This window comes from Streptomyces sp. NPDC050422 (assembly GCF_044458665.1).
In the GTDB taxonomy this organism is placed as follows: domain Bacteria; phylum Actinomycetota; class Actinomycetes; order Streptomycetales; family Streptomycetaceae; genus Streptomyces.
Window position 1 is genome coordinate 43,505 of the sequence record NZ_JBITIE010000030.1, and the last position, 23,163, is coordinate 66,667.

The 23,163-nt window shown below is 67.5% G+C and carries 23 protein-coding genes and 7 pseudogenes; 17 read left to right on the forward strand and 13 right to left on the reverse strand.

Going from position 1 to position 23,163, the window contains the following annotated elements; genetic code table 11:
• Positions 1-392: 392 nt before the first annotated feature.
• The 3 genes from ACIBJG_RS34835 to ACIBJG_RS34845 form a co-directional block, all read right to left on the reverse strand.
• Complete coding sequence (locus ACIBJG_RS34835) at positions 393-2,714, reverse strand: heavy metal translocating P-type ATPase (RefSeq protein WP_399313800.1); 2,322 nt, start codon at positions 2,712-2,714, stop codon at positions 393-395.
• 105 nt (positions 2,715-2,819) lie between these two features.
• Positions 2,820-3,002, reverse strand: a complete 183-nt coding sequence (locus ACIBJG_RS34840; RefSeq protein WP_399313849.1) for a heavy-metal-associated domain-containing protein — start codon at positions 3,000-3,002, stop codon at positions 2,820-2,822.
• A 280-nt stretch (positions 3,003-3,282) separates the two neighbouring features.
• Positions 3,283-3,480: a helix-turn-helix transcriptional regulator gene (locus ACIBJG_RS34845; protein ID WP_399313801.1), complete on the reverse strand. Its 198-nt coding sequence runs from the start codon at positions 3,478-3,480 to the stop codon at positions 3,283-3,285.
• Positions 3,481-3,748: 268 nt separating this feature from the next.
• On the opposite strand from ACIBJG_RS34845, the pseudogene ACIBJG_RS34850 reads away from it, so the two are divergent.
• Together ACIBJG_RS34850 and ACIBJG_RS34855 are read left to right on the forward strand one after the other, a co-directional pair.
• Positions 3,749-4,161, forward strand: a pseudogene (locus ACIBJG_RS34850) (5-deoxy-glucuronate isomerase); the annotation flags it as partial.
• Between the two features lie 213 nt (positions 4,162-4,374).
• A complete protein-coding gene (locus ACIBJG_RS34855) occupies positions 4,375-5,874 on the forward strand; it encodes a CoA-acylating methylmalonate-semialdehyde dehydrogenase (RefSeq protein ID WP_399313802.1) in 1,500 nt (499 codons plus the stop codon).
• Positions 5,875-5,939: 65 nt separating this feature from the next.
• On the opposite strand, the gene ACIBJG_RS34860 is transcribed toward ACIBJG_RS34855, so the two are convergent.
• Positions 5,940-6,650, reverse strand: coding sequence for a VC0807 family protein (locus ACIBJG_RS34860; RefSeq protein WP_399313804.1), 711 nt, complete (start codon positions 6,648-6,650; stop codon positions 5,940-5,942).
• A gap of 244 nt (positions 6,651-6,894) precedes the next feature.
• Between ACIBJG_RS34860 and ACIBJG_RS34865 the strand changes: the two are divergent.
• Positions 6,895-7,053 (forward strand): annotated as a pseudogene (locus tag ACIBJG_RS34865) (DUF4291 family protein); the annotation flags it as partial.
• An 18-nt stretch (positions 7,054-7,071) separates the two neighbouring features.
• On the forward strand, positions 7,072-8,580 hold the full coding sequence (locus tag ACIBJG_RS34870) for a recombinase family protein (protein ID WP_399313806.1): 1,509 nt from the start codon (positions 7,072-7,074) through the stop codon (positions 8,578-8,580).
• A gap of 163 nt (positions 8,581-8,743) precedes the next feature.
• On the opposite strand, the gene ACIBJG_RS34875 is transcribed toward ACIBJG_RS34870, so the two are convergent.
• Positions 8,744-10,015: a hypothetical protein gene (locus ACIBJG_RS34875; RefSeq protein WP_399313808.1), complete on the reverse strand. Its 1,272-nt coding sequence runs from the start codon at positions 10,013-10,015 to the stop codon at positions 8,744-8,746.
• Between ACIBJG_RS34875 and ACIBJG_RS34880 the strand changes: the two genes are divergently transcribed.
• Both ACIBJG_RS34880 and ACIBJG_RS34885 read left to right on the forward strand, forming a co-directional pair.
• Positions 9,995-10,291 carry a Scr1 family TA system antitoxin-like transcriptional regulator gene (locus ACIBJG_RS34880; protein WP_399313809.1) on the forward strand — a complete coding sequence of 99 codons (297 nt, stop codon included), beginning with the start codon at positions 9,995-9,997 and terminating at the stop codon, positions 10,289-10,291. The two genes, ACIBJG_RS34875 and ACIBJG_RS34880, sit on opposite strands and share 21 nt — an antisense overlap.
• Positions 10,292-10,320: 29 nt before the next feature.
• Positions 10,321-10,527, forward strand: coding sequence for a DUF397 domain-containing protein (locus tag ACIBJG_RS34885; protein WP_399313811.1), 207 nt, complete (start codon positions 10,321-10,323; stop codon positions 10,525-10,527).
• 389 nt (positions 10,528-10,916) lie between these two features.
• On the opposite strand, the gene ACIBJG_RS34890 is transcribed toward ACIBJG_RS34885, so the two are convergent.
• Positions 10,917-11,516, reverse strand: a complete 600-nt coding sequence (locus ACIBJG_RS34890) for a hypothetical protein (protein ID WP_399313812.1) — start codon at positions 11,514-11,516, stop codon at positions 10,917-10,919.
• Positions 11,517-11,586: 70 nt separating this feature from the next.
• On the opposite strand from ACIBJG_RS34890, the gene ACIBJG_RS34895 reads away from it, so the two are divergent.
• On the forward strand, positions 11,587-12,102 hold the full coding sequence (locus ACIBJG_RS34895) for a DUF4291 domain-containing protein (RefSeq protein ID WP_399313851.1): 516 nt from the start codon (positions 11,587-11,589) through the stop codon (positions 12,100-12,102).
• Positions 12,103-12,114: 12 nt separating this feature from the next.
• Here the strand turns inward: ACIBJG_RS34895 and ACIBJG_RS34900 are convergent, their stop codons facing one another.
• Positions 12,115-13,020, reverse strand: coding sequence for a LysR family transcriptional regulator (locus ACIBJG_RS34900; RefSeq protein WP_399313813.1), 906 nt, complete (start codon positions 13,018-13,020; stop codon positions 12,115-12,117).
• An 83-nt stretch (positions 13,021-13,103) separates the two neighbouring features.
• On the opposite strand from ACIBJG_RS34900, the gene ACIBJG_RS34905 reads away from it, so the two are divergent.
• From ACIBJG_RS34905 to ACIBJG_RS34915, 3 genes and pseudogenes are all read left to right on the forward strand, one after another.
• The gene (locus tag ACIBJG_RS34905; protein WP_399313815.1) at positions 13,104-13,622 is read left to right on the forward strand and encodes a pyridoxamine 5'-phosphate oxidase family protein; all 519 of its coding nucleotides are present in this window, start codon (positions 13,104-13,106) and stop codon (positions 13,620-13,622) included.
• 9 nt (positions 13,623-13,631) lie between these two features.
• Positions 13,632-14,189 carry a dihydrofolate reductase family protein gene (locus ACIBJG_RS34910; RefSeq protein ID WP_399313817.1) on the forward strand — a complete coding sequence of 186 codons (558 nt, stop codon included), beginning with the start codon at positions 13,632-13,634 and terminating at the stop codon, positions 14,187-14,189.
• A pseudogene (locus ACIBJG_RS34915) lies at positions 14,188-14,405 on the forward strand (DUF4291 family protein); the annotation flags it as partial. The gene ACIBJG_RS34910 and the pseudogene ACIBJG_RS34915, both read left to right, overlap by 2 nt.
• An 89-nt stretch (positions 14,406-14,494) precedes the next feature.
• On the opposite strand, the gene ACIBJG_RS34920 reads toward ACIBJG_RS34915, so the two are convergent.
• Positions 14,495-14,962: a hypothetical protein gene (locus ACIBJG_RS34920; protein ID WP_399313818.1), complete on the reverse strand. Its 468-nt coding sequence runs from the start codon at positions 14,960-14,962 to the stop codon at positions 14,495-14,497.
• A gap of 119 nt (positions 14,963-15,081) precedes the next feature.
• Here ACIBJG_RS34920 and ACIBJG_RS34925 point away from each other — a divergent pair, with 119 nt between their 5' ends.
• Positions 15,082-15,588 carry a DUF4291 domain-containing protein gene (locus ACIBJG_RS34925; protein ID WP_399313819.1) on the forward strand — a complete coding sequence of 169 codons (507 nt, stop codon included), beginning with the start codon at positions 15,082-15,084 and terminating at the stop codon, positions 15,586-15,588.
• On the opposite strand, the gene ACIBJG_RS34930 is transcribed toward ACIBJG_RS34925, so the two are convergent.
• Together ACIBJG_RS34930 and ACIBJG_RS34935 are read right to left on the reverse strand one after the other, a co-directional pair.
• Positions 15,552-15,818 (reverse strand): hypothetical protein, encoded by a 267-nt coding sequence (locus ACIBJG_RS34930; RefSeq protein ID WP_399313821.1) that lies wholly within the window; start codon positions 15,816-15,818, stop codon positions 15,552-15,554. The two genes, ACIBJG_RS34925 and ACIBJG_RS34930, sit on opposite strands and share 37 nt — an antisense overlap.
• A 37-nt stretch (positions 15,819-15,855) precedes the next feature.
• A pseudogene (locus tag ACIBJG_RS34935) lies at positions 15,856-16,115 on the reverse strand (transposase family protein); the annotation flags it as partial.
• 106 nt (positions 16,116-16,221) lie between these two features.
• On the opposite strand from ACIBJG_RS34935, the gene ACIBJG_RS34940 reads away from it, so the two are divergent.
• Both ACIBJG_RS34940 and ACIBJG_RS34945 read left to right on the forward strand, forming a co-directional pair.
• Positions 16,222-16,467 (forward strand): DUF2283 domain-containing protein, encoded by a 246-nt coding sequence (locus tag ACIBJG_RS34940; protein WP_399313822.1) that lies wholly within the window; start codon positions 16,222-16,224, stop codon positions 16,465-16,467.
• Between the two features lie 66 nt (positions 16,468-16,533).
• Positions 16,534-16,803 (forward strand): annotated as a pseudogene (locus ACIBJG_RS34945) (IS982 family transposase); the annotation flags it as partial.
• A gap of 116 nt (positions 16,804-16,919) precedes the next feature.
• Here ACIBJG_RS34945 and ACIBJG_RS34950 read toward each other — a convergent pair.
• Positions 16,920-18,539, reverse strand: a complete 1,620-nt coding sequence (locus tag ACIBJG_RS34950; RefSeq protein WP_399313824.1) for a protein kinase — start codon at positions 18,537-18,539, stop codon at positions 16,920-16,922.
• Positions 18,540-18,738: 199 nt separating this feature from the next.
• On the opposite strand from ACIBJG_RS34950, the pseudogene ACIBJG_RS34955 reads away from it, so the two are divergent.
• A pseudogene (locus ACIBJG_RS34955) lies at positions 18,739-19,870 on the forward strand (aldo/keto reductase).
• A gap of 73 nt (positions 19,871-19,943) precedes the next feature.
• Here ACIBJG_RS34955 and ACIBJG_RS34960 read toward each other — a convergent pair.
• On the reverse strand, positions 19,944-20,411 hold the full coding sequence (locus ACIBJG_RS34960) for a hypothetical protein (protein WP_399313825.1): 468 nt from the start codon (positions 20,409-20,411) through the stop codon (positions 19,944-19,946).
• Between the two features lie 109 nt (positions 20,412-20,520).
• On the opposite strand from ACIBJG_RS34960, the pseudogene ACIBJG_RS34965 reads away from it, so the two are divergent.
• A pseudogene (locus ACIBJG_RS34965) lies at positions 20,521-20,691 on the forward strand (DUF4291 family protein); the annotation flags it as partial.
• Positions 20,692-20,780: 89 nt separating this feature from the next.
• On the opposite strand, the gene hemC reads toward ACIBJG_RS34965, so the two are convergent.
• The gene (gene hemC, locus ACIBJG_RS34970; protein WP_399313827.1) at positions 20,781-21,716 is read right to left on the reverse strand and encodes a hydroxymethylbilane synthase; all 936 of its coding nucleotides are present in this window, start codon (positions 21,714-21,716) and stop codon (positions 20,781-20,783) included.
• A gap of 108 nt (positions 21,717-21,824) precedes the next feature.
• Here hemC and ACIBJG_RS34975 point away from each other — a divergent pair, with 108 nt between their 5' ends.
• Entirely contained in the window at positions 21,825-22,295 is a 471-nt protein-coding gene (locus tag ACIBJG_RS34975) for a nuclear transport factor 2 family protein (RefSeq protein WP_399313828.1), read from the forward strand.
• Positions 22,296-22,389: 94 nt separating this feature from the next.
• Entirely contained in the window at positions 22,390-23,145 is a 756-nt protein-coding gene (locus ACIBJG_RS34980; protein ID WP_399313829.1) for a hypothetical protein, read from the forward strand.
• The last annotated feature ends 18 nt before the right edge of the window (positions 23,146-23,163 follow it).

Here is a 23,163-nt window from a genome sequence, read left to right on the forward strand (position 1 = left end):
GAAGCGCCCCGCCGTCGATCCCCCCACGGGCCGACAACGAGGCGCTTCCCATATCCCGGAGCGGATTCCCCCCACGGGATCCGGCCGGGCGTTCAGTGGGAGCCGAAGCTCCTGGGTTCCTCGGTACTGCTGGGTCCTGCTGGTCCTGCCGATCCTGCGCTTTTCCTCGTACCGCCTGCGCGTGCCGCCTGCGGTCTGCCGGGGTACGTACGGACGGGAGGGCCGCTCAAAGCTCCCCGGTGCACGTGCCCCGGCCCACGCTTGCCCGGAGTGTCCCCCAAGACCCTCCGTCGGACGTCCCCCAAGACATCCTTTGGCATCGCACTCTTAGACTCGCGAACCCACCGAATGGTTACCCCTGAATCGGTGTGATCTAAGTCTCTTTGTGGAAATTACGTGAAGGACCGCAGGCGCAGGCTGTTCGTCACGACGAAGACCGAGGAGAAGGCCATCGCCGCTCCCGCAATCATAGGGTTGAGCAGGCCAAATGCCGCAAGGGGTAGAGCGGCAACGTTGTAGCCGAATGCCCAGAAAAGGTTGCCCCTGATGGTGGTCAGCGTGCGTCGGGAGAGCCGGATGGCATCGGCTGCCACCTTGAGATCTCCACGAACGAGCGTCAGGTCGCTCGCCTCGATCGCGGCGTCCGTGCCCGTTCCCATCGCCAGACCGAGGTCCGCGGTGGCCAGTGCCGCCGCGTCGTTGACCCCGTCACCGACCATGGCGACCGCCCGCCCCTCGGCCTGCAACCGCTGGATGACGTGCACCTTCTCCTCGGGCAGCACTTCGGCGCGGACCTCGTCGATCCCGACCGCGCGGGCGACGGATTCCGCCACTGCCCGGTTGTCGCCGGTCAGCAGGATCGGCGTCAGGCCGAGCGCGCGGAGATCGGCGACGGCGGCCGTGCTCGTCTCCTTGACCGCGTCGGCGACTTCGAGGGCACCGCGTGCCTCGCCGTCCCAGGCGACCGCGATCGCGGTACGGCCCTGGGCGGCCGCGTCCGACATCGCGGCTGTCAGGGGGCCGGGGATGTCGACTCCGGCGTCGGCCAGCAGCGCCTCGCGGCCGACGAGGACCGCGTGGCCCTCGACGATGCCCTGGACGCCGAGGCCGGGGACGTTGGTGAAGTCCTCGGGGGTGGGGAGAGTGGTGCCCGTGCGCTCGGTGGCTCCGGTGGCGACGGCCTGGGCGATGGGGTGCTCGGAGGCGTGCTCCAGGGCTCCGGCCAGGCGCAGGACGTCGGTCTCGCTGACACCGTCCGCGGTGTGGACGGTCTGGAGGGTCATCTTTCCGGTGGTGACGGTGCCGGTCTTGTCGAGGACGATCGTGTCCACCCGACGCGTGGTCTCCAGGACTTCGGGGCCCTTGATGAGGATGCCGAGCTGGGCGCCACGTCCCGTACCGACCATGAGGGCGGTCGGGGTGGCGAGGCCGAGGGCGCAGGGGCAGGCGATGATCAGTACGGCGACGGCGGCCGTGAACGAGGCGGTCACGTCGTCCGTCACCAGGAGCCAGGTGACCAGTGTGACCAGGGCGATCACCAGGACCACGGGGACGAACACCGCCGAGATCCGGTCGGCGAGCCGCTGTACCTCGGCCTTGCCGTTCTGCGCGTCCTCGACGAGCCGGGCCATCCGGGCCAGCTGGGTGTCGGCGCCGACCCGGGTGGCCTCGACGACGAGCCGGCCGGAGACGTTCACGGTGGCGCCGGTGACGGAGTCCCCGGCCCGCACGTCGACGGGGACGGACTCGCCGGTGAGCATGGACGCGTCCACCGCCGAGGAGCCCTCGACGACGGTGCCGTCGGTGGCGATCTTCTCGCCGGGGCGGACGACGAAGCGGTCGCCGACGGCCAGCCGGCCCACGGGGACGCGTACCTCCGCATCACCCCGAAGGACCGCGACGTCCTTGGCGCCCAGATGCATCAGCGCCCGCAGGGCGGAACCCGCCTTCCGCTTGGACTTCGCCTCCAGGTAGCGGCCCAGCAAGATGAAGGTGACGACCCCGGCCGCGACCTCCAGGTAGATCGTGGAGGCGCCCTCGGCCCGGGAGACCGTGAAGTCGAAGCCGTGCCGCATGCCGGGCATCCCGGCGTCGCCGAGGAACAGTGCCCAGAGCGACCAGCCGAACGCGGCGAGGGTCCCGACCGAGACCAGGGTGTCCATGGTGGCCGCGCCGTGCCGGAGGTTGGTCCAGGTGGCGCGGTGGAAGGGCAGTCCGCCCCAGACGACGACGGGGGCGGCGAGCGTGAGGGAGAGCCACTGCCAGTTGTCGAACTGAAGGGCCGGGATCATCGCGAGCGCCACGACGGGGGCGGCGAGGACGGCCGAGACGATGAGCCGTTGCCGTAGTGAGGCGAGGGCGGAGCCGGGGCCCTCGACGGGTTCCGGGGGCGGTGCGGTGTCCGTGGTGGCGCCCGCGGCCGGACCCGGCGTGGCGGGAGGCGGGGCGGGCGGCGTCGGTGCCGGGCGGGGCACCGGCTCCGCCGTGTAGCCGGTCTTCTCGACCGTGGCGATCAGATCCGCGAGGCCCGTATCGGGGCCGAAGATGACGCGCGCCTTCTCGGTCGCGTAATTGACGGTGGCGGTGACCCCGTCCATCCGGTTCAGCTTCTTCTCGACGCGGGCCGCGCAGGACGCGCACGTCATCCCGCCGATCGTGAGCTCGGCCTGCGAGCTCTCCGCTGCCGGGACCTCGACATCTGTTGCGCTGTGCATGTCCGAACTCCTGAAACGCCGACCGGGCCGTGCCCCACCAGTATCTGCTGGTCGGACCGGCCCGGCGGCAAAGGGGTGACGCGAGTGCGGTGGATCCCCAGGCGGTCAGGCGCGGCCGGCGAGCTCGTAACCCGCCTCGTCGACGGCGGCGCGCACGGCCTCCTCGTCCAGCGGCGCCCGGGAGATCACCGTCACCTGGCCGGTGGACGCCACCGCCTTCACCGAGGTGACACCCTCGATACCGGAGATCTCCTCGGAGACCGCGCCCTCGCAGTGTCCGCAGGTCATGCCGGTCACCTGGTAGACGGTGGTCACGCCGCCCTGCTCGGCGTCCGCGCCGTCGTGGCAGGAACCGCTGGGCGAGCAGCAGGAGCCGGTCGCCTGGGGGAGCTGGGTCTCGGCGGTCATCGTGTTCTCCTCTTCGACGAGCACAAATGGATGTGGCGGCAGGGGCCCAGGGGGACTCCGGGAAGGCCGGTGCGCTTCCACACTCACCACTCTATACCCCTAGGGGGTATGAATGCGAGTGACCCCCGGGGCAGTGGGCCGGCCGGGTGAGGTGACGGGGTCACTCCCTGCGGCCCCGGTTGCCCGGACGGGCGGCGACCCAGGCGCGGATGGTGTCCGCGTACCAGTAGGGCTTACCGCTCTCCACATGGTCCGGAGCCGGAAGGAGACCGTGCTTGCGGTAGGAGCGGACGGTGTCCGGCTGCACCCGGATGTGTGCGGCGATGTCCTTGTAGGACCAGAGTCTGCTGTCCGTCATACGTGCCACCTCTCTGCGCCGCAGCGGTGGCCTGGGGGCCGTCGGGGGAAGCTGCGGCACGGACGCTGCCGATCACTCAGCCTCTGACCGGTGAACGAGGGCGGCGGGAGGTGGGGTGGGCCTGTCGAGTGCCTGTGACGGAAAACCCGCGTAACGGAGACATGTGTGACGAGGAGGTCACCACTGAGACAGAAGGAACGCACGGGGTCAGAGGCGCCGGTGCGCCCCCGGCGGGCCGGAATGCCTGGACGGCTCCGTGTGGCGGCGCGTGCGCCCGAGTGCCCGAAGGCGCCTGGCGTCAGGGGGGGGCGGGGCCCCGTCCTCTCGTCGAGGACAACACCGCGTACCGCTGTCACGTCGTTCCCGGGGCGGCCGCCGGGACCTGGAACCGGGAGGAGTTCACACACTTGTCACCGGGGAGGGTGAGGGGGCCGTACTGCCGTCGACCGGTGGCTGTACGGTGCACATCTCAGATGAGATCTTTGAACTGCTGGGCCGGAAAGGCGTGTTCAGCGGGGTCCCGACTTCCCGTACGTACCGCGTGACGCCCATGCCCAGATCGCCTCCGGCGCAGGAGGCCGCTTCGCCCTGGCAGGAGCGAAGTGCGAGCGACGACTCCCCGCTCGCTACGGCCCCGCGCCGGAGGTACCCGTCGAGCCGCGCGGCGCACGTACCGGATCGCCCCGGGCCGGCGCGCCTCGCCCCGGCCGTCCTCCTCCAGCGTGTCTACACCCGTACCGAAACGGCAGACACAGTGTCGGGCCCCCCTCCGGCGCGGGCGTGGTGGGATGTTGGCGTAGCCGAAAAGGCCACTCGCCCGTCGGCGGGCACAGCACGGGAGAGCATGAGCGACACCTCGCCGACCGACGCCGCCACCTCTGAAGGAGACACCGTATGAAGACCGTCAACCACTGGATCGGTGGCAAGACCGTCGAGGGCGCGTCGGGCAACTACGGCCCGGTCACCGACCCGGCCACCGGAGCCGTCACCACCCAGGTCGCGCTCGCCTCCACGGAAGAGGTCGACGCCGCGGTGGCCGCCGCGAAGGACGCGTACGCCACGTGGGGCACCTCGTCGCTGTCCGCCCGCACCGCGATCCTCTTCCGCTACCGCGCGCTGCTGGACGCCCACCGCGACGACATCGCCGCCCTGATCACCGCCGAACACGGCAAGGTGCACTCCGACGCGCTCGGCGAGGTCGCCCGCGGTCTGGAGATCGTCGAGCTGGCCTGTGGCATCACCACCCAGCTCAAGGGCGAGCTGTCCACCCAGGTCTCCACCCGGGTCGACGTGTCCTCGATCCGCCAGTCGATCGGTGTCGTCGCCGGCATCACGCCGTTCAACTTCCCGGCCATGGTGCCGATGTGGATGTTCCCCCTCGCCATCGCCTGCGGCAACACCTTCGTGCTCAAGCCCAGCGAGAAGGACCCGTCGGCCGCCAACCTCCTTGCCGAGCTGGCCTCCGAGGCCGGTCTGCCGGACGGCGTCCTGAACGTCCTGCACGGTGACAAGGTCGCCGTCGACGGTCTGCTGAACCACCCGGACGTCGCCGTCGTCTCCTTCGTCGGCTCGACCCCGATCGCCCGCTACATCCACGCCACCGCGTCCGCCAACGGCAAGCGCGTCCAGGCGCTCGGCGGTGCGAAGAACCACATGCTGGTCCTGCCGGACGCGGACCTCGACGCCGCCGCCGACGCCGCCGTCTCCGCCGCGTACGGCTCCGCCGGTGAACGCTGCATGGCGATCTCCGCCGTTGTCGCGGTCGGCTCCGTCGCCGACGACCTGGTCGCCCGGATCAAGGACCGCGCCGAGAAGATCAAGATCGGCCCCGGCAACGACCCGACGTCCGAGATGGGCCCGCTGATCACCGCCGCCCACCGCGACAAGGTCGCCTCGTACGTCACCGGCGCGGCCGCCCAGGGCGCCGACGTCGTACTCGACGGCACCGGCCACACGGTCGAGGGCTTCGAGGACGGCCACTGGATCGGCCTCTCCCTCCTCGACAACGTCTCCACGGACTCGGACGCCTACAAGGACGAGATCTTCGGCCCGGTCCTGTGCGTGCTGCGCGTCGAGACGTACGAGGAGGGCGTGGCGCTGATGAACGCCTCGCCGTACGGCAACGGCACGGCGATCTTCACCCGTGACGGCGGCGCAGCCCGGCGCTTCCAGCTGGAGGTCGAGGCCGGCATGGTCGGCATCAACGTCCCGATCCCGGTGCCGGTGGGCTACCACTCCTTCGGTGGCTGGAAGGACTCGCTCTTCGGCGACCACCACATCTACGGCAACGACGGCGTGCACTTCTACACCCGCGGCAAGGTCACCACCACCCGCTGGCCGGACCCGGCCGACGCCCCCGCCGGCGTCGACCTGGGCTTCCCCAGCAACCACTGACCCGGACGGCACACAGAGCTGCAGGGCCACTCCCCCGGGGCGGCCCTGCAGCGGTTCGTGGGAGGTCAGCGACCGCTCCCGGCCGCCTCCTCGATCATCCGCTCCATCGGTACGACAGCCACCCGCCCCGAGACGACGAACGCCAGGACCATCGCCGCGATCAGGACCACCGTGCCGGCCCACACCATCGTCTCGACCGGCACGGTGTACGCACCCACGGCCCGCACCGCGCACTCGCCCAGCAGCGCCACGCCCCACACCGCCGAGAACCGCGTCTCGGCCCGCCGGAACGCGTCCGACCCCGTCGAAAGCCGCTGGTACGCAGCGGACTTGGCCGCCTCGCCCCGAGTCAGCCACGGCCGCAGCCCCGCCGACAGCATCGGCCGCCCGCGCAGTGCGGACACCAGGAACACCAGGCCGATGGTGCTGCTGACGCCGCTGTCCTTCAGCAGCATCAGACGCGGGTCACCAGCCACCAGGCTCAGCGCCAGCCCCACCATGTTGACCGTCACCATCAGCGCCGCGAGCCCGTTGAGCCGCCGGTCGCGCACCACACCCCACGCCGTCCGCACCGCCGGCACCACACTGCTCCAGGCCAGCGCGCCGAACGTGCCCATCCCTGCCACCTTCAGCAGGTAGTACGAGGCGAGCGGCACCGCCACATCCACCAGCAGCGGCATCATGCTGTCCAGCAGCGCCTTGCGGGGCGAGAACGGAACGGCACCGGCCGGAGCGTCGGCGACAGGTGCGGTGACTGTGGCGACCGGGCTGCTCATGACGGGTTCCTCCCGTATCGGCGGCGCCCTCGCGGCTCCCGCTCTCGATACGTACAGACTGGCCGCCGGACCCCGGTCACCGGCAGAGCCGGGTGTACTGACCTCCGTATGACGAATGTCAGTGTGCGCCTGTGACACGCGGGCCCGGCCCGGACCCAGGTGGCGAGCCGTCAGAATCACTGTGGGCATGGCAGCTTCGGAAACCCGTTAGCCCGCGAGGGCCCGCCGGTGCTGGGATGTCCCCATGGCCGCACCCGACCCGCAGCACGAGATCCGCGCACTCCACACCGACACGACCGTCACCGTCTACCAGGCGTACTCCCCGGCCCTCGGCCTCCCCGCCGCCCGAGACGGCCGCTTCCCGCCGGCCTGGAAGCGCGACCGCATGACGTGGATCAAGCCGTGTTCATAGTCTCTTTCCATGACAGCAGACAGCAACGCGCAGCAGGAGAACGCCCGTTCGCAGCGAGCCATTCGCGCGAGGGCGGCAGCTGGTAGCCAGCGAGCGACGAAGCACCGTTCCGACTGGAAGGGGCAGACGGCAGCGATCTACTGCCGGATCTCCCACGCGAGCGACGAAGACCAAACAGGAGTGGACCGCCAGGAGCGCATCTGTCGCGATGTTGCCGAACGGCTTGGCCTCACCGTCGCCGAGGATCAGGTCTTCGTGGACAACAACCGGTCGGCGTGGCAGCGCAAGAGGAAGCGTCCCGGCTGGGATGCCCTGCTCGCGCAAGCGAACGAAGGCCGGATCCGGCACGTTCTGACCTACCACCCTGACCGGCTCATGCGCCAACCCCGCGACCTCGAAGAGCTGTTGCAGATTGCAGACGATCACGACATCACCTTGCACGGGCAGGCGAACCGTCGAAATCTCGCGGACCCGGATGACCGGTTCTTCCTCCGCATCGAGGTGGTACACGCCTGCCGCTCCAGTGATGACACTTCGCGCCGCCTTCTCGACGCCATGGTTGACCGCGCCAAGGACGGAAAGCCGCACACCGGACGGCGCCGCTACGGCTACGACAAGACCGGCACGCAGATCATTCCCAAAGAGGCTGTCATCGTGAAAGAGATCTTCACGCGCTACCTGGAAGGAGCGGGGCCAAACCAGCTAGCCAAGGAACTCTATGAGCGAGGCGAGAAGGCGGCTCAGGGAGGGAATTGGACTGCGTCTCGCGTTCGAGACATCCTCGATAATCGCCATGTGACGGGAATCCGGGTATTTCGAGGGGAAGAGATCGGGGATGGTGAGTGGCCCGCAATTATCGACCGTGGTATGTGGCTGGAAGCCAAGGAGATTCGAAAGTATCGGGCAGCGAAACTAGCAACAAAGGGGGAACCGAGTAGGTTCTTTCTGTTGCGTGGAATCGTAACGTGCACCGGATGCGGTAAGACGATGGGTGGCTCCGGCGTCAAGTACGTCTGCAATTTCACTCAGAGGTTGGATATCCCGCGATGTCACAGGGCTGTTTCGGCGCCCATCCTGGAGAAGTTTGTCACTGAGGCAGCGATCAATCTGTTGGAGCGGCTTGACTTGGCTAACGCTCCGACTCCGGGATCTCTTTCGGAGGAGGATCGAGAATCCATTGAATCCGACCGCGAGGAGCTCGTCGAGCTGAAAGACATGTGGAAGAGCCGTGAAGTGAGTACGCGCGAGTATCGGGAAATGCGCAAGGCAATTGAAATGCGAATTTCTGAGGTTGAGCGGAAGATGATCGCTCGCCCGACGATGGAAGTCCTGGAAGGGCTCGGCGGCCCGAGTGCCCGAGAGCGCTGGAACGAACTGGAAGAGAAGCGAGAGTATCAGCGCATGAATTCTGTGATGCGATTCTTGTTCGCCGCCGTGACGATCAAAGAGGCGGTGAAAAAGGGGCGGTATTTCGATTACGGGCGAATCGATATCGAGCAAAATCCGATTTGGCGCTGATCGCCGCAATTCTGGAGGGCTCCCGCCGGTGAGCCCTCCATAGAGGGGTTGGCCGTTTCCGGGTACTCCTCGGAGAATCTCGCTATAAACGGCCGTCCACGGGGACGGGCCATTGTTATGCCGACTGGGCTTCTCTGGAGAAACCTCGACGAACGCTAGCCCATCATTCAGATGGCATGCGAAGAGTTTGCATCATGCTCTCAACTTCTCTTGCTGAGTTCCGGGTCGGGCCGGCACCTTCATCCCGCGGAGTTGCAAGGGTCGATCTATATGCCGCATCGAAGTCATCCAGACGCTGCAATACCGTGTCGTATTCGTCCATATCGAATGGTGCAGTCGACCCGTTGGCAGCGTAGTGCTCGATGACCCCCTTCATTTCCGATCCGGGAATGTTGGGGTCATGATGCGTCTGTGCCCAGTCCTCGAATGCCGTCTCTGCATAGTCATCGCGCACGGAGTCCAGCAGAGCTAGGGCCTGCGAAACTTCAGCGCCAGGGTCGTAGTGCTGAATCGAGTTCAGAAAGCCTTCCGCCTCTTCGATCAAGTTCCAGTCGCTGAGATCGCCCATAATCCATTCGACAGCCCACTCAATGCAGTTAGAGAGCACTTCCTCGCCCAGCGGACCACTCTGAGACAAGGTCTGCAAGAGCGCTTCAAGGATTGCCGAGTCAGTAGCATTCAACACCGTGTCTTCATCGGACGCCGCCTTGAATCCTAGCCGCAGAATAATTTCCGACCCTAGGTCCTTGCCCATTTCCAAGTACAGCCACGCGCGACGCACGTAGTCTTTGCCTGAAGAGTTTCTCAAGTGCACAGGCTCAGCATGAAATGCGGTGGATGCAACGCACTCAAGCAGATCGCGGCGGCTTCTGTATTTTTCGGCCATGGGGCCCCCGCCGGGGGCCGGGAACACAAGCCAAAGAGCCTCTATCTGCTCAAACCTCCTCACCATCCTTATTAGCGAGGTTACTTCCCCCATGTCTGATTGCACATAATTTACGAGGTAATCTCGCACGGAAGGGTTGTGGAAACCGATATGAACCGCACCTTGATGCTCCACGCTTTTCAGCATTGTTCCATCGAGGATATTCACGGACCTGCGCAAGTCGCGCAAGGATTCACCACATTCAATCCAAAGTTCCTGCAAGTCATCCAGACGGATATCCGACATGAAGGAGAGAATGAGCATCAGCAGTTTCAGTTCGGTCTCGCCCAGTTGATTCCTTACGATGTGATCCCAGAGACGTTGCGGGTCTTCTAGGTTGGCAATCAGGTCGTCGACCAGTGAGTCACCGCCGCCTGACAGCAGTGCGGAATCCGTGAGGGTCAGAGCCACAATCCGCGGGTTGAAGTTGCGGTGCCCGATGATCCGGGAGAGTCTGCGCTCCGGCTTCAGGTGGGCGGAGCCCAGGTGATGCGGAAGCAGCTTGAACACCTGATGACGATGGCGGAGCGCCCGAGCGTTGAAGTCCAGGTCATCCCCGACGCAGCGGGGGCCCATGCTGGACTAGCCGGATCGTTCGTCCTCTTCGGCTTCCCCAACCCGTCCTTCTCCGAGGTCGTCTGCGTCGAGCACCGGACCGGGACGCTCTACATGGAGACGCCGGAGGAGACGGGCGAATATACGCTCATCTTCGACTCGTTGCGCTCCATCGCACTGAGCCCCAGAGACAGCCTCGATTTGATCGCCAAAGTGCGACAGGAGCTGTAGCAGCATGGAACCAGGAAAGGTAGTGAGGGATGAGCACCCCCAAGCTTGAAGCCACCACGTGGCGCAAGAGCAGTTACAGCGGCCAGGGCGGCGACTGCGTCGAGGTGGCGGACGGGGTTTCCGGCATCGTGCCAGTGAGGGACAGCAAGGACGCCACCGGACCCGTGGTCTCCTTCAGCGGTCACAGCTGGTCAGCATTCATCGCTGACGTGAAGGCGGCACGTGGCCCCCGCTGACCGTCGCCCCGGCGGCTATATCGGCAGGTGAGGCGGGGTGCGTCGTACGGCGACGGTGTAGGCGTGCCCGCCGGCCAAAAGCAGGCAGGCGGGCACTCGCCGGGCGCCTCTCGTGAGGCCAGGCGTCCGGACTCGGTGGATAGGGCTCCCGGCCCGGAGTAGCGGTGGTCTTACGATTGGTGCCAGACCTCCCCCGGAGCGATGCCCCGGCAGGTGCCCGTGATCTCTCCGGTGTCGAAGAACAGGGCCCAGCAGCCTCAACGCCCGCGATGCATATCGCCCGCTCGCGCTTCTCGGCCTTGTGTGTTCACAATCGGGCACCGAGCGACCCTGCCGGGGGCGCCCCCCATTCTGCGCATTCACCGAACTCGCGAGATTTTCTCCGGCATTCAGGGCCGCCGCGGCTGCTCCGGAGAGCCGTGCGAACGCTCCGGAGCCGTCCGGGGCCGGGCGACGGCCGCTGACGCGGAGGTGAGGATGAGGAAGCTGGCGAACGCATGGAGCAGAGCCGGGACGGCGCAGAAGATTCGGAGTTGGCTCCTCAGGGCCTCGTAGTACTCGGGCTTGGTGAGCTCCACCCTGGCACTGTGCTGAGGGTCCGCAGTTTTGTCCCAGTAGGTGTAGAAATAGCCTGACGCGTCTGCTTGTGCGTCCTCGGCCGTTCCGGCTCCGGTTGCGATGCCAAGCGCGGCCAGGCAGATGATGAGCGCGTAGGTGAGCTTGAGGGCTGGTGGCAGTAGAAGGGCATATCTGATCAAGCGGTCGGTATTGCCCCGGCCCAGGAGTTGGGTTGCGGCGCCGCTGGTGAAGGCACGGATGAACGCAGCGGCGAAGACCGGGAAAAATGAGACGAACAAGCCCACTACGAGCCACTTTGGCACGGTGTACTCACCGGGCAGCCAGGTCGAGGTCATACACAACAGAGCGGCCCCGCAGAGCGTCAACGTCAGCCCGAAATGCACCCTGTAGCTGCCTCGCAGCTCCCTCATGCTTGATTCCCCCTGAAAGCCCCTGGACGGTGCACCATAGCCTGGAGCGCATCCGCAGTCACGAAGTGCCCTGATTGGGCGGCTTGAGGGCTATGAACACGGCTTGACATGGATCAAGCCGAGCTCCCTGTGGATGATGTACCGCTGCGGCTGGGCCATGAAGGAGGGCCAGGAGACGGTCCTGGCCGTAGAGATCACCCGCCAGGGCTTCGACTGGGCACTCGCGAACGCCGAACTCTCGCACTACGAACGGGGCGTGCACTCGGACCTCGCCACCTGGCAACGCAACCTGCGCCAGGCCCCGGCCCGCGTCCAGTGGGACCCCGAACGCGACCTCCACCTGAACCGGCTCCCGTACCGCTCCCTCCAGCTGGGCCTCGCGGGGGAGGCGGCGCGGCGGTACGTGAACGAGTGGACGGTGGCGATCCGCGATGTCACCCCGCTGGCCCGGGAGATCCACGAACTGGCGAGGGCGGGCGAGGTGGAGGCGGCGGCCCGGCTGCTGCCGGACGAACGGCCCTATCCGGCGACGGCTGCGACCCCGCGGGACGGGATGAATCGCGCTCCCGCTCCGACTGCTCGGTGAGAGATGTCTCGATCACCGAGCAGGAGAAGAGAGCCATCGATCCCTAGAGGAACCGCTTCCGTCGGCGGCGTGATGGAGGAAGGCGGATGCGAGAGCGGTCAGGCCGCCGGTGCGCCAGACGATGGCGTAGTCGAAGGTGGGGCCGTCTGCGATCGGTAAGCAGGTCAGGCCGGGGCGTGGGTAGAGCTGTTCGGTTTGGGCGCCGACGATGGCCACGCCGTGGCCAGAGGTGACGTAGGCGAGCATCTCTTGGAAACCGGGCAGCCAGGTGATCGTGGGCGCCGGCCGGGTGAGTGGCAGGTGGTGCTCGATCCAGTAGTCGGGAAGATTCTGGGTGAACAGGAAGGTCTCCTGAGTCAGGTCCTCGGGGGTCACTTGGTCGCGTCGGGCCAGATGGTGGGCGGCGGGGACGGCAAGCAGCGCGGCTTCGGACAGCAGCACAGGCCCGACTGTCAGATCCGGTTCGGCAACGGGCAGCGGCAGGATCGATAGGTCGACTTCGGCGCGGCGCAGTGGCCCGTAGAGGTCGCCCAGTGCGGTCTCGCGGATGGTGACCCGGCAGCCCGGCGTATCGGCGTGGAAGGCGTCGACCAACGGCAGGACACGGCGGGCGATGGCGGCGGACATGTAGCCGAGGTGGAGCTCACCTGTGGTGCCGTGGCCGGTGGCAATCGCTCGCGCGATCGCCGTCTGGACCTGTGCGTAGGCCGGGCCGAGCTCGTCCAGGAGCTGCCGGCCGAGCGGGGTCAGCTCCACCCGGCGCGTGCTTCTGGCGAACAGTTGCGCCCCGAACCGGCGCTCGAGCTTCTTGATCGTTTGGCTGACCGAGGCAGGCGCGACCCGCAGCCGCTCTGCGGTGCGGGTGAAATGCAGTTCCTGAGCCAGAGCCAGGAACACCTCGATGTCCTGCCGTTCCATCCCCCCATTGTTCACCCTGGCTGAATGATTGTTGGCAAACCCGCCGTTGGTGGCGAGGTTGCCGGCGTTCCAGGATTGCCCTGATGTCACAACGAACCGGAGGACTGACGATGTGGGAATCGGTACCGCGGCTGCTGGCTCAGCATCGCTACCTCGTCCTCGGCACCGCGGACGGCGAGGGTCGGCCATGGGCCAGCCCGGTGTTCTTCGCCGCCGACGGGCAACACCGGGTTCTGTGGGTGTCCTCGCCAAACAGCCGGCATTCACGGAATATCGCAGCACGTCCAGAGGTGGCGATCACCGTCTTCGACACGGCTGCGCCCGTCGGCGGGGCGGAAGCGATCTACCTGGAGGCAACTGCGGGGTCGGCTGCCGACGATGCCCGCGCGGCGGACCTCGCCTCGCTTAACACCCGTCTGCCGACCGGTCACCAGCTAGTGCCGAAGGATCTCGGACCGACTGGGCCGTTGCTGGTCTATCAGGCCGCGATCTCCAGGTATTTCGTGCTCATCCGTGGAGGGGACGCCCGTTTCGACAACGTCACCGATGCCCGGCTCGCGGTGTTTCCACCCGCCCCGGAGCACACCACCCACACCACCTGAAGGAGACCCATGGCAAAGCTCATCTACTCGATGATCACCTCGCTCGACGGCTACGCCGAGGCGGCGGACGGAAACCTGGGCACTGGGGCGGAGGATCCGGAGGTGCACACCTTCATCAACGATGTCTTCCGTCCCGTCGGCACGTACCTCTACGGCCGGCGGATGTACGAGACGATGGTCTTCTGGGAGACCGCGCACACCGAGGCCGACCTGCCGCCGCACATCCTGCAATACGCTCGCGACTGGCAGGCCGCGGAGAAGGTCGTGTACTCCACGACGTTGGAGTCGGTGTCCAGCGCAAAGACCAGGATCGAGCGGACCTTCGACCCGGATGCGGTGCGCGAGTTCAAGGCCGAGGCCGATCACGACCTGACCGTGGACGGTCCGAACCTGGCAGCCCAGGCGATCACGGCCGGCCTGGTGGACGAGTACCACCTGTTCATCACCACGAGCGTGGTCGGCGGCGGCAAACGGTTCTTTCCCGACGGTGTGCGCCTCGAACTCGAGCTGGTCGAGGAACGTGCCTTCGACAGCGGACTGATCTACGCGCGCTACCGGACCCGCTGAGCCGCGCCGGTTGCTGACCTTGCACCGGTGCCGCTCCCTGCAGCTCGGCCTCGCGGGGGAGGCGTCGCGGCGGTACGCGGACGAGTGGACGGTGGCCGTCCGCGATGTCACCCCGCTCGCCCGGGAGGTCCATGACTTGGTCCGGGCGGGCCAGGACGAGGCAGCAGGCGGCTCCTGCCGAACGAACGGCCCTACCCGGCACCGGCGGCGACCCCGGGGGGCAAGATGAATCGCTTTTCTGCTCCGCCTGCCTGGTCGCCACTCCGGGTTCTTCAACGCGGGTGCGGCGGCCAAAGGGCTGAGGATCACGATGACCCAGGCTGGGGATCCTCGCCGTCGTAGGACGCCAGCGCAGCCTGGCGGCGTTCCAGCAGGTCGTCAAGGTTCTCGTAGGGCACGTGCTCCTGGGCCAGTGCCAGCATGGCCCTGGCCTCGACCGAGGCCCACGCGTGCCGGGCGCGTTTGTTGGCGCGGCGCCTGGTGTCGCAGTGCAGGAAGCCTGCTCCCGCCGCGAACCCGGCAGAGGCCAGAGCGGCGAGGGCGGCGGGAACGCGCACGTCCGCGGAGGCCAGTCCTGCCGCTCCCGCCGTGCCCGCGAGCAGGGCCGCGGGGAAACCGAGGGCGATGTCCGCCTTGGCCCAGAACTCGGCCCGGCGGTGGGCGAGTTTCCTCTGGCGCGTCGCCTCGTCTCTCATCCGCCCGATCTCGTCACGCAGGCGGTGCCGGAGACCGCCCGGGCTCAGGTGCGTGACTCCGTCAGTGGAATTGACCATAGGGGTAATCCAACATGCGTGCGCCAGACGGTACTTGGCAAGCCCGGACAGCGTTCAGGTGTGTTGGGCGTGAGCTTCCTACAAGGGTGTGCCGCAAAGCCGTTCAGTCGATCTTGCCGGTGCGGTGGCAGGCCATCACCGTCCTGGGCATCCCTCAAGGCTATGAACACGGCTTGACATGGATCAAGCCGAGCTTCCTGTGGATGATGTACCGCTGCGGCTGGGCCATGAAGGAGGGCCAGGAGACGGTCCTGGCCGTAGAGATCACCCGCCAGGGCTTCGACTGGGCACTCGCGAACGCCGAACTCTCGCACTACGAACGGGGCGTGCACCCGGACCTCGCCACCTGGCAACGCAACCTGCGCCATGCCCCGGCCCGCGTCCAGTGGGACCCGGAGCGCGACCTGCACCTGAACCGCCTCCCGTACCGCTCCCTCCAGCTGGGCCTCGCGGGGGAGGCGGCGCGGCGGTACGCGGACGAGTGGACGGTGGCGATCCGCGATGTCACGCCGCTGGCCCGGGAGATCCATGAGCTGGTGCGGTCGGGCCGGGACGAGGATGCCGTGCGGTTGCTGCCGGAGGAGGCGCCTTACGCTGCGCCCGGAACCGTACCGGCTTCTGGATGAACTATTCCCAGCGGCAGGCGCAGAGGAGACCTTCCAGGTTTCATGCGGGCGCCCTTGCGGCAGCGGTGGCGTATCACCAGGCCAGTGCCGTGGTAGCTGCCGTCGGCGATCGTCATGGTGTCGCCGACGGCGACCTTGGCCCCGGACTTCGGCTCCACGACATGGTCCTGGCCGATCAGGGTGGACCCCAGGGTCGCCAAGGGGCGGACCAGCGACGACAGTGTCGTCATCCACGCGCTGATCGAACCCCGTGATATCGGGCTTGGCCAGAGTCGGTGCGAGGACGGTCAGGAGGTCACCGGCCTCGGTGGCGTAGCGGTGCGCGGTGGTGATCCCTATGCCGAATCAGGCAGCGAGCTGGGTGTAGGTGTGCCTCATGCGCAGGTGGGTGAGTGCGAGGAGGGCCTGGCGGTCGGCGCTCAGGCGCCGCCAATGAGAGCCGATCGCGCGGCGGTGTCGCCGCAGTTGCTGAGGAGGAAGCGCAGGGAAGAGATGGACGCGTCTGCGCCGGACGGGTACACAATCATGTGAAGCATCGGCGGTTCTCTTGGTCGAAAGCTCATCTGCCAGGGCCTTCACCACGTTGTGAGCCCAACTGCTCAACTAGCCAAACGAATTGGAAATGGGCTCACTGTGACAGAGGTCAGCGTCACCTACGACAAGTCCGTGGACGCAGCGTACGTGTACTTCACCGAACCCCAGGTCCGCGTACGATCCGCGCACACGTATCCCTGCGATCCGGTGGACGTCGACGGCATGATCAACCTCGACTTCGACGAGCACGGCCGCCTCATCGGCATCGAGGTGTTGGCAGCGAGTTCAAAACTGCCCGAGTATCTACTCAAGTCCGCGGAGCGGCTGGACGCCGACGGCATTTGAAGCAGTCAAGCACGGCGATCGCGCCACCCGCCGTGCTCGGCCGCAGGTTGGAAAGGGCTCCGTGACTTCCTCGGCCTGTTCCCCTATGTGCCCCAGTAGTCCGGCTACGGCAAGCGGTTGCGTGCCGCGTCGTCCCTGCTCACCAGCATGACCCGGATCCGCGCCCGGGACACCTTGCTGTGGAGCGGCGGGGTATGGCTGGTCGACTCCACGCCGGTCGACTGCGGCTGCTCCCGCGAGACCGCCAAGCGTTCGGACCTGGCTGGCTGGGCCCCGGACGGCTACTGCGCGTCGCACTCCCGATACTTCTGGGGCCTGCGCCTCCACCTCGTCTGCCAAGCCGGGAGTGTTGCCGAGATCCGGTTTAGCTCAAAGTTGTGGAGAGGCAAGTTCGGCAGGCCGGTGGCGCACACATTTCGGACAGGTGCCGACACGAAGTCGAGGCCCGCCCTTCAGCGACCGTTGCCCTGGATGGCCAGGACCGTCAGAAGTTGGTCATGGGGGAAGAGGACCTCCTCGCCAGACTCCGTCCAGCCCACGAGCCCGGCCCAGACGAAGCGGCTCGGAACGATGACGTAGGTCACGCACCCACCACCCTCGGGCTCAAAGGAAACCTCGATCCGGCGGCCCTTCCGCATCGCCCGGTCGACGACCGCTACCGCTTTAGCCCGCTCGTTCGACCACGACCAACTACCGGCACGCCGCTTGATCCGCCGCGGTCGCCAGACGTGGATGTATATGTCGTACACGAGGTGCAGGATGCCGAACAGAACGAGGGCGACGAAGCCACCTACGACGATCAGGCCGGAGGTGCCAACTGACTGTCCTGCCCCGCGTCCCGACATGGTCAGGATGACCGCCACCAACCCAACAAGAAGCACCACGACACCAGCAAAGAAGACCAGGAGCTGCCCCCAGGTCAGGCTGGGGGAGATCACGTCCCCCGATTTTGAGGCGATCGGCTCCGGGGCGTCGGGCCACAACCCGGTGGGCGGGTGAACCGCGGGCAGGGGCCCCTCGGTGTGCGTCACCGTATCCGCGGCCCTCAGATCGGACGTCTCGGCCGCTGCGCCCGGCGCTGGTTCCTGCGGATCGGACCCGTCCGGCGTCGCCGAAGCGGTCGCAGCCCCGCTGGGATCGACAAGGGTTGCACCGGAACCAAGAACCGTCACGGATGCGGCCTCGGGCGGGATGGAGACGCGCGACAGAACCTCTGCAGGCGTGGTCTGTGGGAAGGGAAGGGCCGCCAGCCGCTCCCGTACCGCCAGCGCAGTCGGCGGCCGGTGCTCCGGCTGCTTGGCGAGGAGCTCCAGCAGCAGGGCGTCCCACTCGGGCGGAAGTCCACTGCGGCGCAGGCCAGGGGCGACGGGAACCTCGTTGAGATGCTGCAGCAGAATGCGTGGCCAGGGCCCTTCGGAGAACGGCGGCTCGTCCGCCAGCGTGGTGTACAGGAGGCAGCCCAGGGAGTAGAGGTCACTGGATGCGCCGACCTCACCCCCGCCCCTCGCCTGTTCCGGAGACATGAAGGCGACGGTGCCGAGGACAGTGCCAGTGTGGGTGAGAGTCGTCAGATCGATGCCGGTGGCGTCGAGCCGCGCTATGCCGAAGTCCAGCACGGTCACATGCCCGTCGGGGCCGATCATCACGTTCGCCGGCTTCAGGTCCCGGTGCACGACTCCTTCGCCATGCATGGCAGCGAGTGCGTCGCAGATCTCACCGCCCCACCGGGCGATCTCGGCCAGCGAGGGCCTTCGCACGTCGAGCACGCGGCTCAGTGGCTCTCCGGGAATCTCCTCCATGACCAGGTATAGCACCGGACGCCCGTCCACGACCGCCTCGCCGGCATCGTGCATCTCCACGATGTGCGGGTGGTGCAGCCGGGAGGCAACCTGGACCTCGCGGCGGAATCTGCCAGCGGTCTCCGAGGTCATGCCCTCAGCCAGGCCGGTCAGCGTCTTCACCGCGACACCACGCTGGCGGTAGGTGTCCGTGGCACGCCACACGGTGCCCATGCCTCCGGAACCGATGGATTCACCAAGGCGGTAGCGCCCCGCGAGTAATGCGCCCCGCATGCCCTCCCCCTCCGTACGGAATGCCGAAAACCGCACCGTCGAGCGAGGAAGTGAGCGACTGACCGCTGACGTCCAAAAGCGGTACGCAGAAGTATAAGTTGGCGGACCTGAACTTTGATGTCTTGCGTTCCGCTCGCTGCGTGCACCGCCGTGGAAATGGGCCGAGCGGGCGCTGTCAGGGGGCGTCCACTGCCGATGTGTGACGAACGACGTGAACACCCTCGCATCAGCACTCTATGCCCGGATTGACGAGGAGCTGAAGGCTTCGCCATGGCTGGTCCCCTGGCGTCCGAAGGTCGGGATCATGTCCACGCTCAGTGACGCGGAACTGCTCACGCTCGCCGTGATGTCAGCGCTGCTCGGCTACGCCTCCGAGCAGTGCTGGCTGCGCCGAGTCGACCGTGACTTCCGCGGCCTGTTCCCTATGTGCCCCAGCAGTCCGACGGCGACCATCCGTCGCGCCCAGGAACTCGGGATCGACTTCTTCGATACCGCCGAGCTGTACGGCGCCGGCGCCGGCAGTAACGAGATCCTCCTGGACGAGGCTGTCAGAGGCTTCCGTGACGAGGCGGTCCTCGCCACCAAGTTCGGCTTCGACATGACCTCCCAGCCCCTCGGCTCCGGCTTCGACCGCCGCCCGGAGAACACCCGCAAGGTTGCCGAGAACAGCCTGCGCCACCCTGCGGAGCGACTACATCGACGTCTTTTACCAGCACATCTCCGACCCCGCCGTTCCGGTCGAGGAGGTCGCGGGCGCAGTCGGCGAACTGATCGCCGAGGGCAAGGTGAAGTACTTCGGCCTGAGCAACGTAGGCCCGAAGTACATCCGCCGCGCCCATGCCGTCACCCCGGTCTCCGTGCTCCGGTACGAGTACTCGCTCTTCGAGCGGGAGGTGGAGAAAAGGACCCTTCCCGTCCTGCGCGAGCTCGGTATCGGCCTGGTGCCCTACTCTCCGCTCGGTCGCGGATTCCTTACCGGCCGGGTCAAGCCGGCCGACGAGTACCCTGCGGACGACATGCGCAGGCATGACGAGCGCTGGCAGGGTGAGAACTACACGTACAACCTGCGCGCTACTGAGCAGCTCAGGAGTCTGGTGGACGCCAGGGGTATCGCCACCGCCCAGCCTGCGCTGGCCTGGCTGCTTGCCCAGGGCGAGGATGTCGCGCCCATTCCCGGTACCCGTAGCACCGAGCGCCTGGAAGAAGACGCCGGCGCGATCAACGTCCAGCTCTCCGCTGCCGATCTCGACCTCATTGCTGAGATCCTTCCCCATGGCTCGGCGGGCAGCCGCTACCCGGCCGCGTCACTGTCCAGCTTCAGCACCGACTGACACCGCTCCGGCGCCGGCAGATTCGAGGCCGGGGCCAGCCGTTCATGGACCACCCGCGACGGGCAGCTGAGGGTCACGACGCCCCAGGCTGGGGCCCCTCGCCGTCGTAGGCCGCCATCGCAGCCTGGCGGCATTCCAGCAGGTGGCCAAGGTCCTCGTGGGTCACGTGTTCCTGGGCCAGTGCCACCATGGCCCTGGCCTCGACCGAGGCCCATGCGTGCCTGGCGCGTTTGTTGGCGCGGCGCCTGGTGTCGCTGCGCAGGAAGCCCGCTCCCGCAGCGAACCCGGCCGAGGCCAGCGCGGCGAGCGCGGCGGGAACGCGCACGTCCGCCGAGGCCAGTCCTGCCGCTCCTGCCGTGCCCGCGAGCAGGGCTGCGGGGAATCCGAGGGCGATGTCCGTCTTGGCCCAGAACTCGGCCCGGCGGTGGGCGAGTTTTCGCTGGCGCGTCGCCTCGACTCTCATCCGCTCGATCTCGGCACGCAGGAGATACGTGGAATCGTGCGGGCTCAGGCGCGTGGTTCCGTCAGCGGGAGTGACCATAGTGGTATTCCAACACGCCTGCAGCAGACGGTACTTGGTGTGCCCGGACAGCCTTCGGGCGTGGTGGACGTGAGCTTCCCACAATGGTGTGCCGAGGCTGCACTGCCACGCCCCGGCCCGCGTCCAGTGGGATCCCGAGGGCGACTTGCACCCGAACCGGCTTCCGTACCGCTCCCTCCAGCTGGGACTCGTGGGGGAGGCGGTACGCGGACGAGCGAACAGCGGCGATCCGCGACGTCACCCCGCTGGTCCGACGATCCACGAACTGGCGAGGGCGGGCAGGGCAGAGTAGGCGACCGGGCTCCCGCCGGAGAACGGCACCGGCGGCGACCCCCGGAACGGGGTGAAGGGTGCGCCTGCTCCGAGCGCTCAGTGAGCGATGCCGTCGATCAGTTCGCGCGCGCCCTGACGCAGGAGGGCGACGGCTACGGAGGTGCCGAGGGTGGCCGGGTCGAGGCGGCCGGCCCACTCGTGGGCATTGAGGACCGTCTTGCCGTCGGGTGTGAAGACCTGGGCCCGGAGCGAGAGTTCGCCGTTGCCCTCGACCTGCGCGTATCCGGCGATGGGAGAGTTGCAGTGTCCCTGCAGGACGTGGAGGAACATCCGCTCGGCGGTGGTCTCGCGGTGCGTGGCGGGGTCGCCGAGTGCGCTCACCAGGTCGATGAGTTCGGCGTCACCTTCGCGGCACTGGAGGGCCAGCACTCCCGCGCCGACCGGCGGGCACATGACCTCCGGCGACAGAACCTCTGTGATCACGTCGGTGCGGTCGATGCGCTCCAGGCCGGAGACGGCCAGGAGCAGTGCGTCGGCCTCCCCGGCGGCGAGCTTCTCCATGCGGCGGTTCGCGTTGCCACGCATCGGAACGCAGTCCAGGTGCGGGTGCGACGCGGCCAGTTGGGCGATCCGCCGCACCGATGACGTACCGATCCGGGTGCCGGGCGGGAGCTGGTCGAGGGAGGCCCCGGCCGGGTGGATGAGGGCGTCCCGGATGTCGTCGCGCTTGAGGAACGCCGCGAAGGCGGTCCCGGCGGGCAGGGGCCGGTCGGCGGGGATGTCCTTGACGCAGTGCACAGCGAGGTCGGCGTCGCCGGCGAGCAGCGCCTGGTCGACTTCCTTGGTGAACGCGCCCTTGCCCTCGACCGCGCTGAGGTCCCCCATCCACTTGTCGCCGGTCGTCTTCACCGGGATGACTTCGGTGCGGATGCCGGGGTGGAGCGCGGCCAGTTCGGTGCGGACCCGCTCCACCTGGGCGAGGGCCATGGGCGAGTCGCGGGAAACGATGCGGATGAGATCCAGAGCGGACATGACGTCGATGATAGGCCGTCAGGTGTGGTGCAGGGCTTCGACGCTCCCTGTCCGTTGGGACGAGACAGCCTTGACCTCAACCGCAGTTGAGGAGAGACGGTCGCCCCTATGGACAGCCAGACACTGCGCACCGAGCTCCGGACCTTGGTCGACCGGGCCGAGATCACCGACCTGTTCGACCGCTACCTGCGGTCGTTGGACGACCGCGCGTTCGACCAGCGGTGGGTCGCCTCGTTCTTCACCGAGCGGGCCGGCACCGCGACGCCCGCGGGCAGGGTACGAGGACGCGATGCCGTCCTGGAGAACGTGCGTACCGCGATGAGCCTCTTCGACGGCACCGTGCACTTCGGTTCGAACTACGTCATCGAGGTGGACGGCGACCGCGCCACTCTGCGCGGAAACCAGCTCAGCACCCATGTGCTCGCCGGTGACGGGGGTCTGTTCCTTTCCGGGGGCCGTACGGACAACGAGTTGGTGCGGACCGCGGACGGCTGGCGACTGCACCGCGCGGACCTGCACATCACCTGGACCCAGGGCAATCCGCCGGTGCTGCCGCCCGAGCTCACCGGGCTGACCTGATGGGGAAGCTCGCGCGAACTGCCCCGCCCGGGCGGCCATTGTTGGATCATGGTGCTGAGGTGCGGGGTGCGGCGGGCGACCGAGGGGGAGCAGAATGATTTCCGAGCCGGAGATGGCGGGCGAGTTCGACGCGTCCGCCACACGTGAAGTGCTGGACCATTCCCGTGCGCGGCCGGAAGGCCGGCGCCCGCCGAGAGCTCCGAGACCACGGGCCCGGTGGCTGTGGGCGCTCGGCGGGGCCGTGGTGGCGTCGGCTGTGTGGGGGGCGGTGCTGTTCGCGGACGGATCGCGTGACGGGGCGCCCGACATGTACGGGTACCGGTTGGGCGAAGACCCCTGCGGGGCTGTGGGGCTGAAGTCGATCGGGGCGGCAATCGCGCCGAGACAGCCTGAGAGCGAGTTCGAAACGGGGGCGCTCCGGCATGACGCTCTTGACCAGGTTCAGTGCTATATCCCTCTCCGTACCGGGAATGAACAGCAGCGGTCGGGCAAGGGCTGGTCCATCAACTACACCGTCACGGTCAAGGTCGCGCTGCACAAGAAGACCGACCCGCGCGTCGAGTTCGAGGCGGGACGGACCGCGACCGAGCTCGGCGTGGATCCGGAAACGGAGGTGGAAGCCGTGCCGGGGCTCGGCGACAAGGCGTACCTGCTGTCACTGGACGGCGGGGAGCGGGAGCTGCGGGTGCTGCACGGCGGGGCTGTGCTCTCGCTGGCACTCTCCGCCTCCCACGTCTGGGAGGACAACGGGCAGGCACCCGATGACGGCGAGGAACTGCCGGATCTGGGCCCCCACAAGGCCGCCATGATCAGCGACATGCGCGACCTCATGTCCACCCTCAAGGGCTGAGACAGTGCTCCTCCCGAG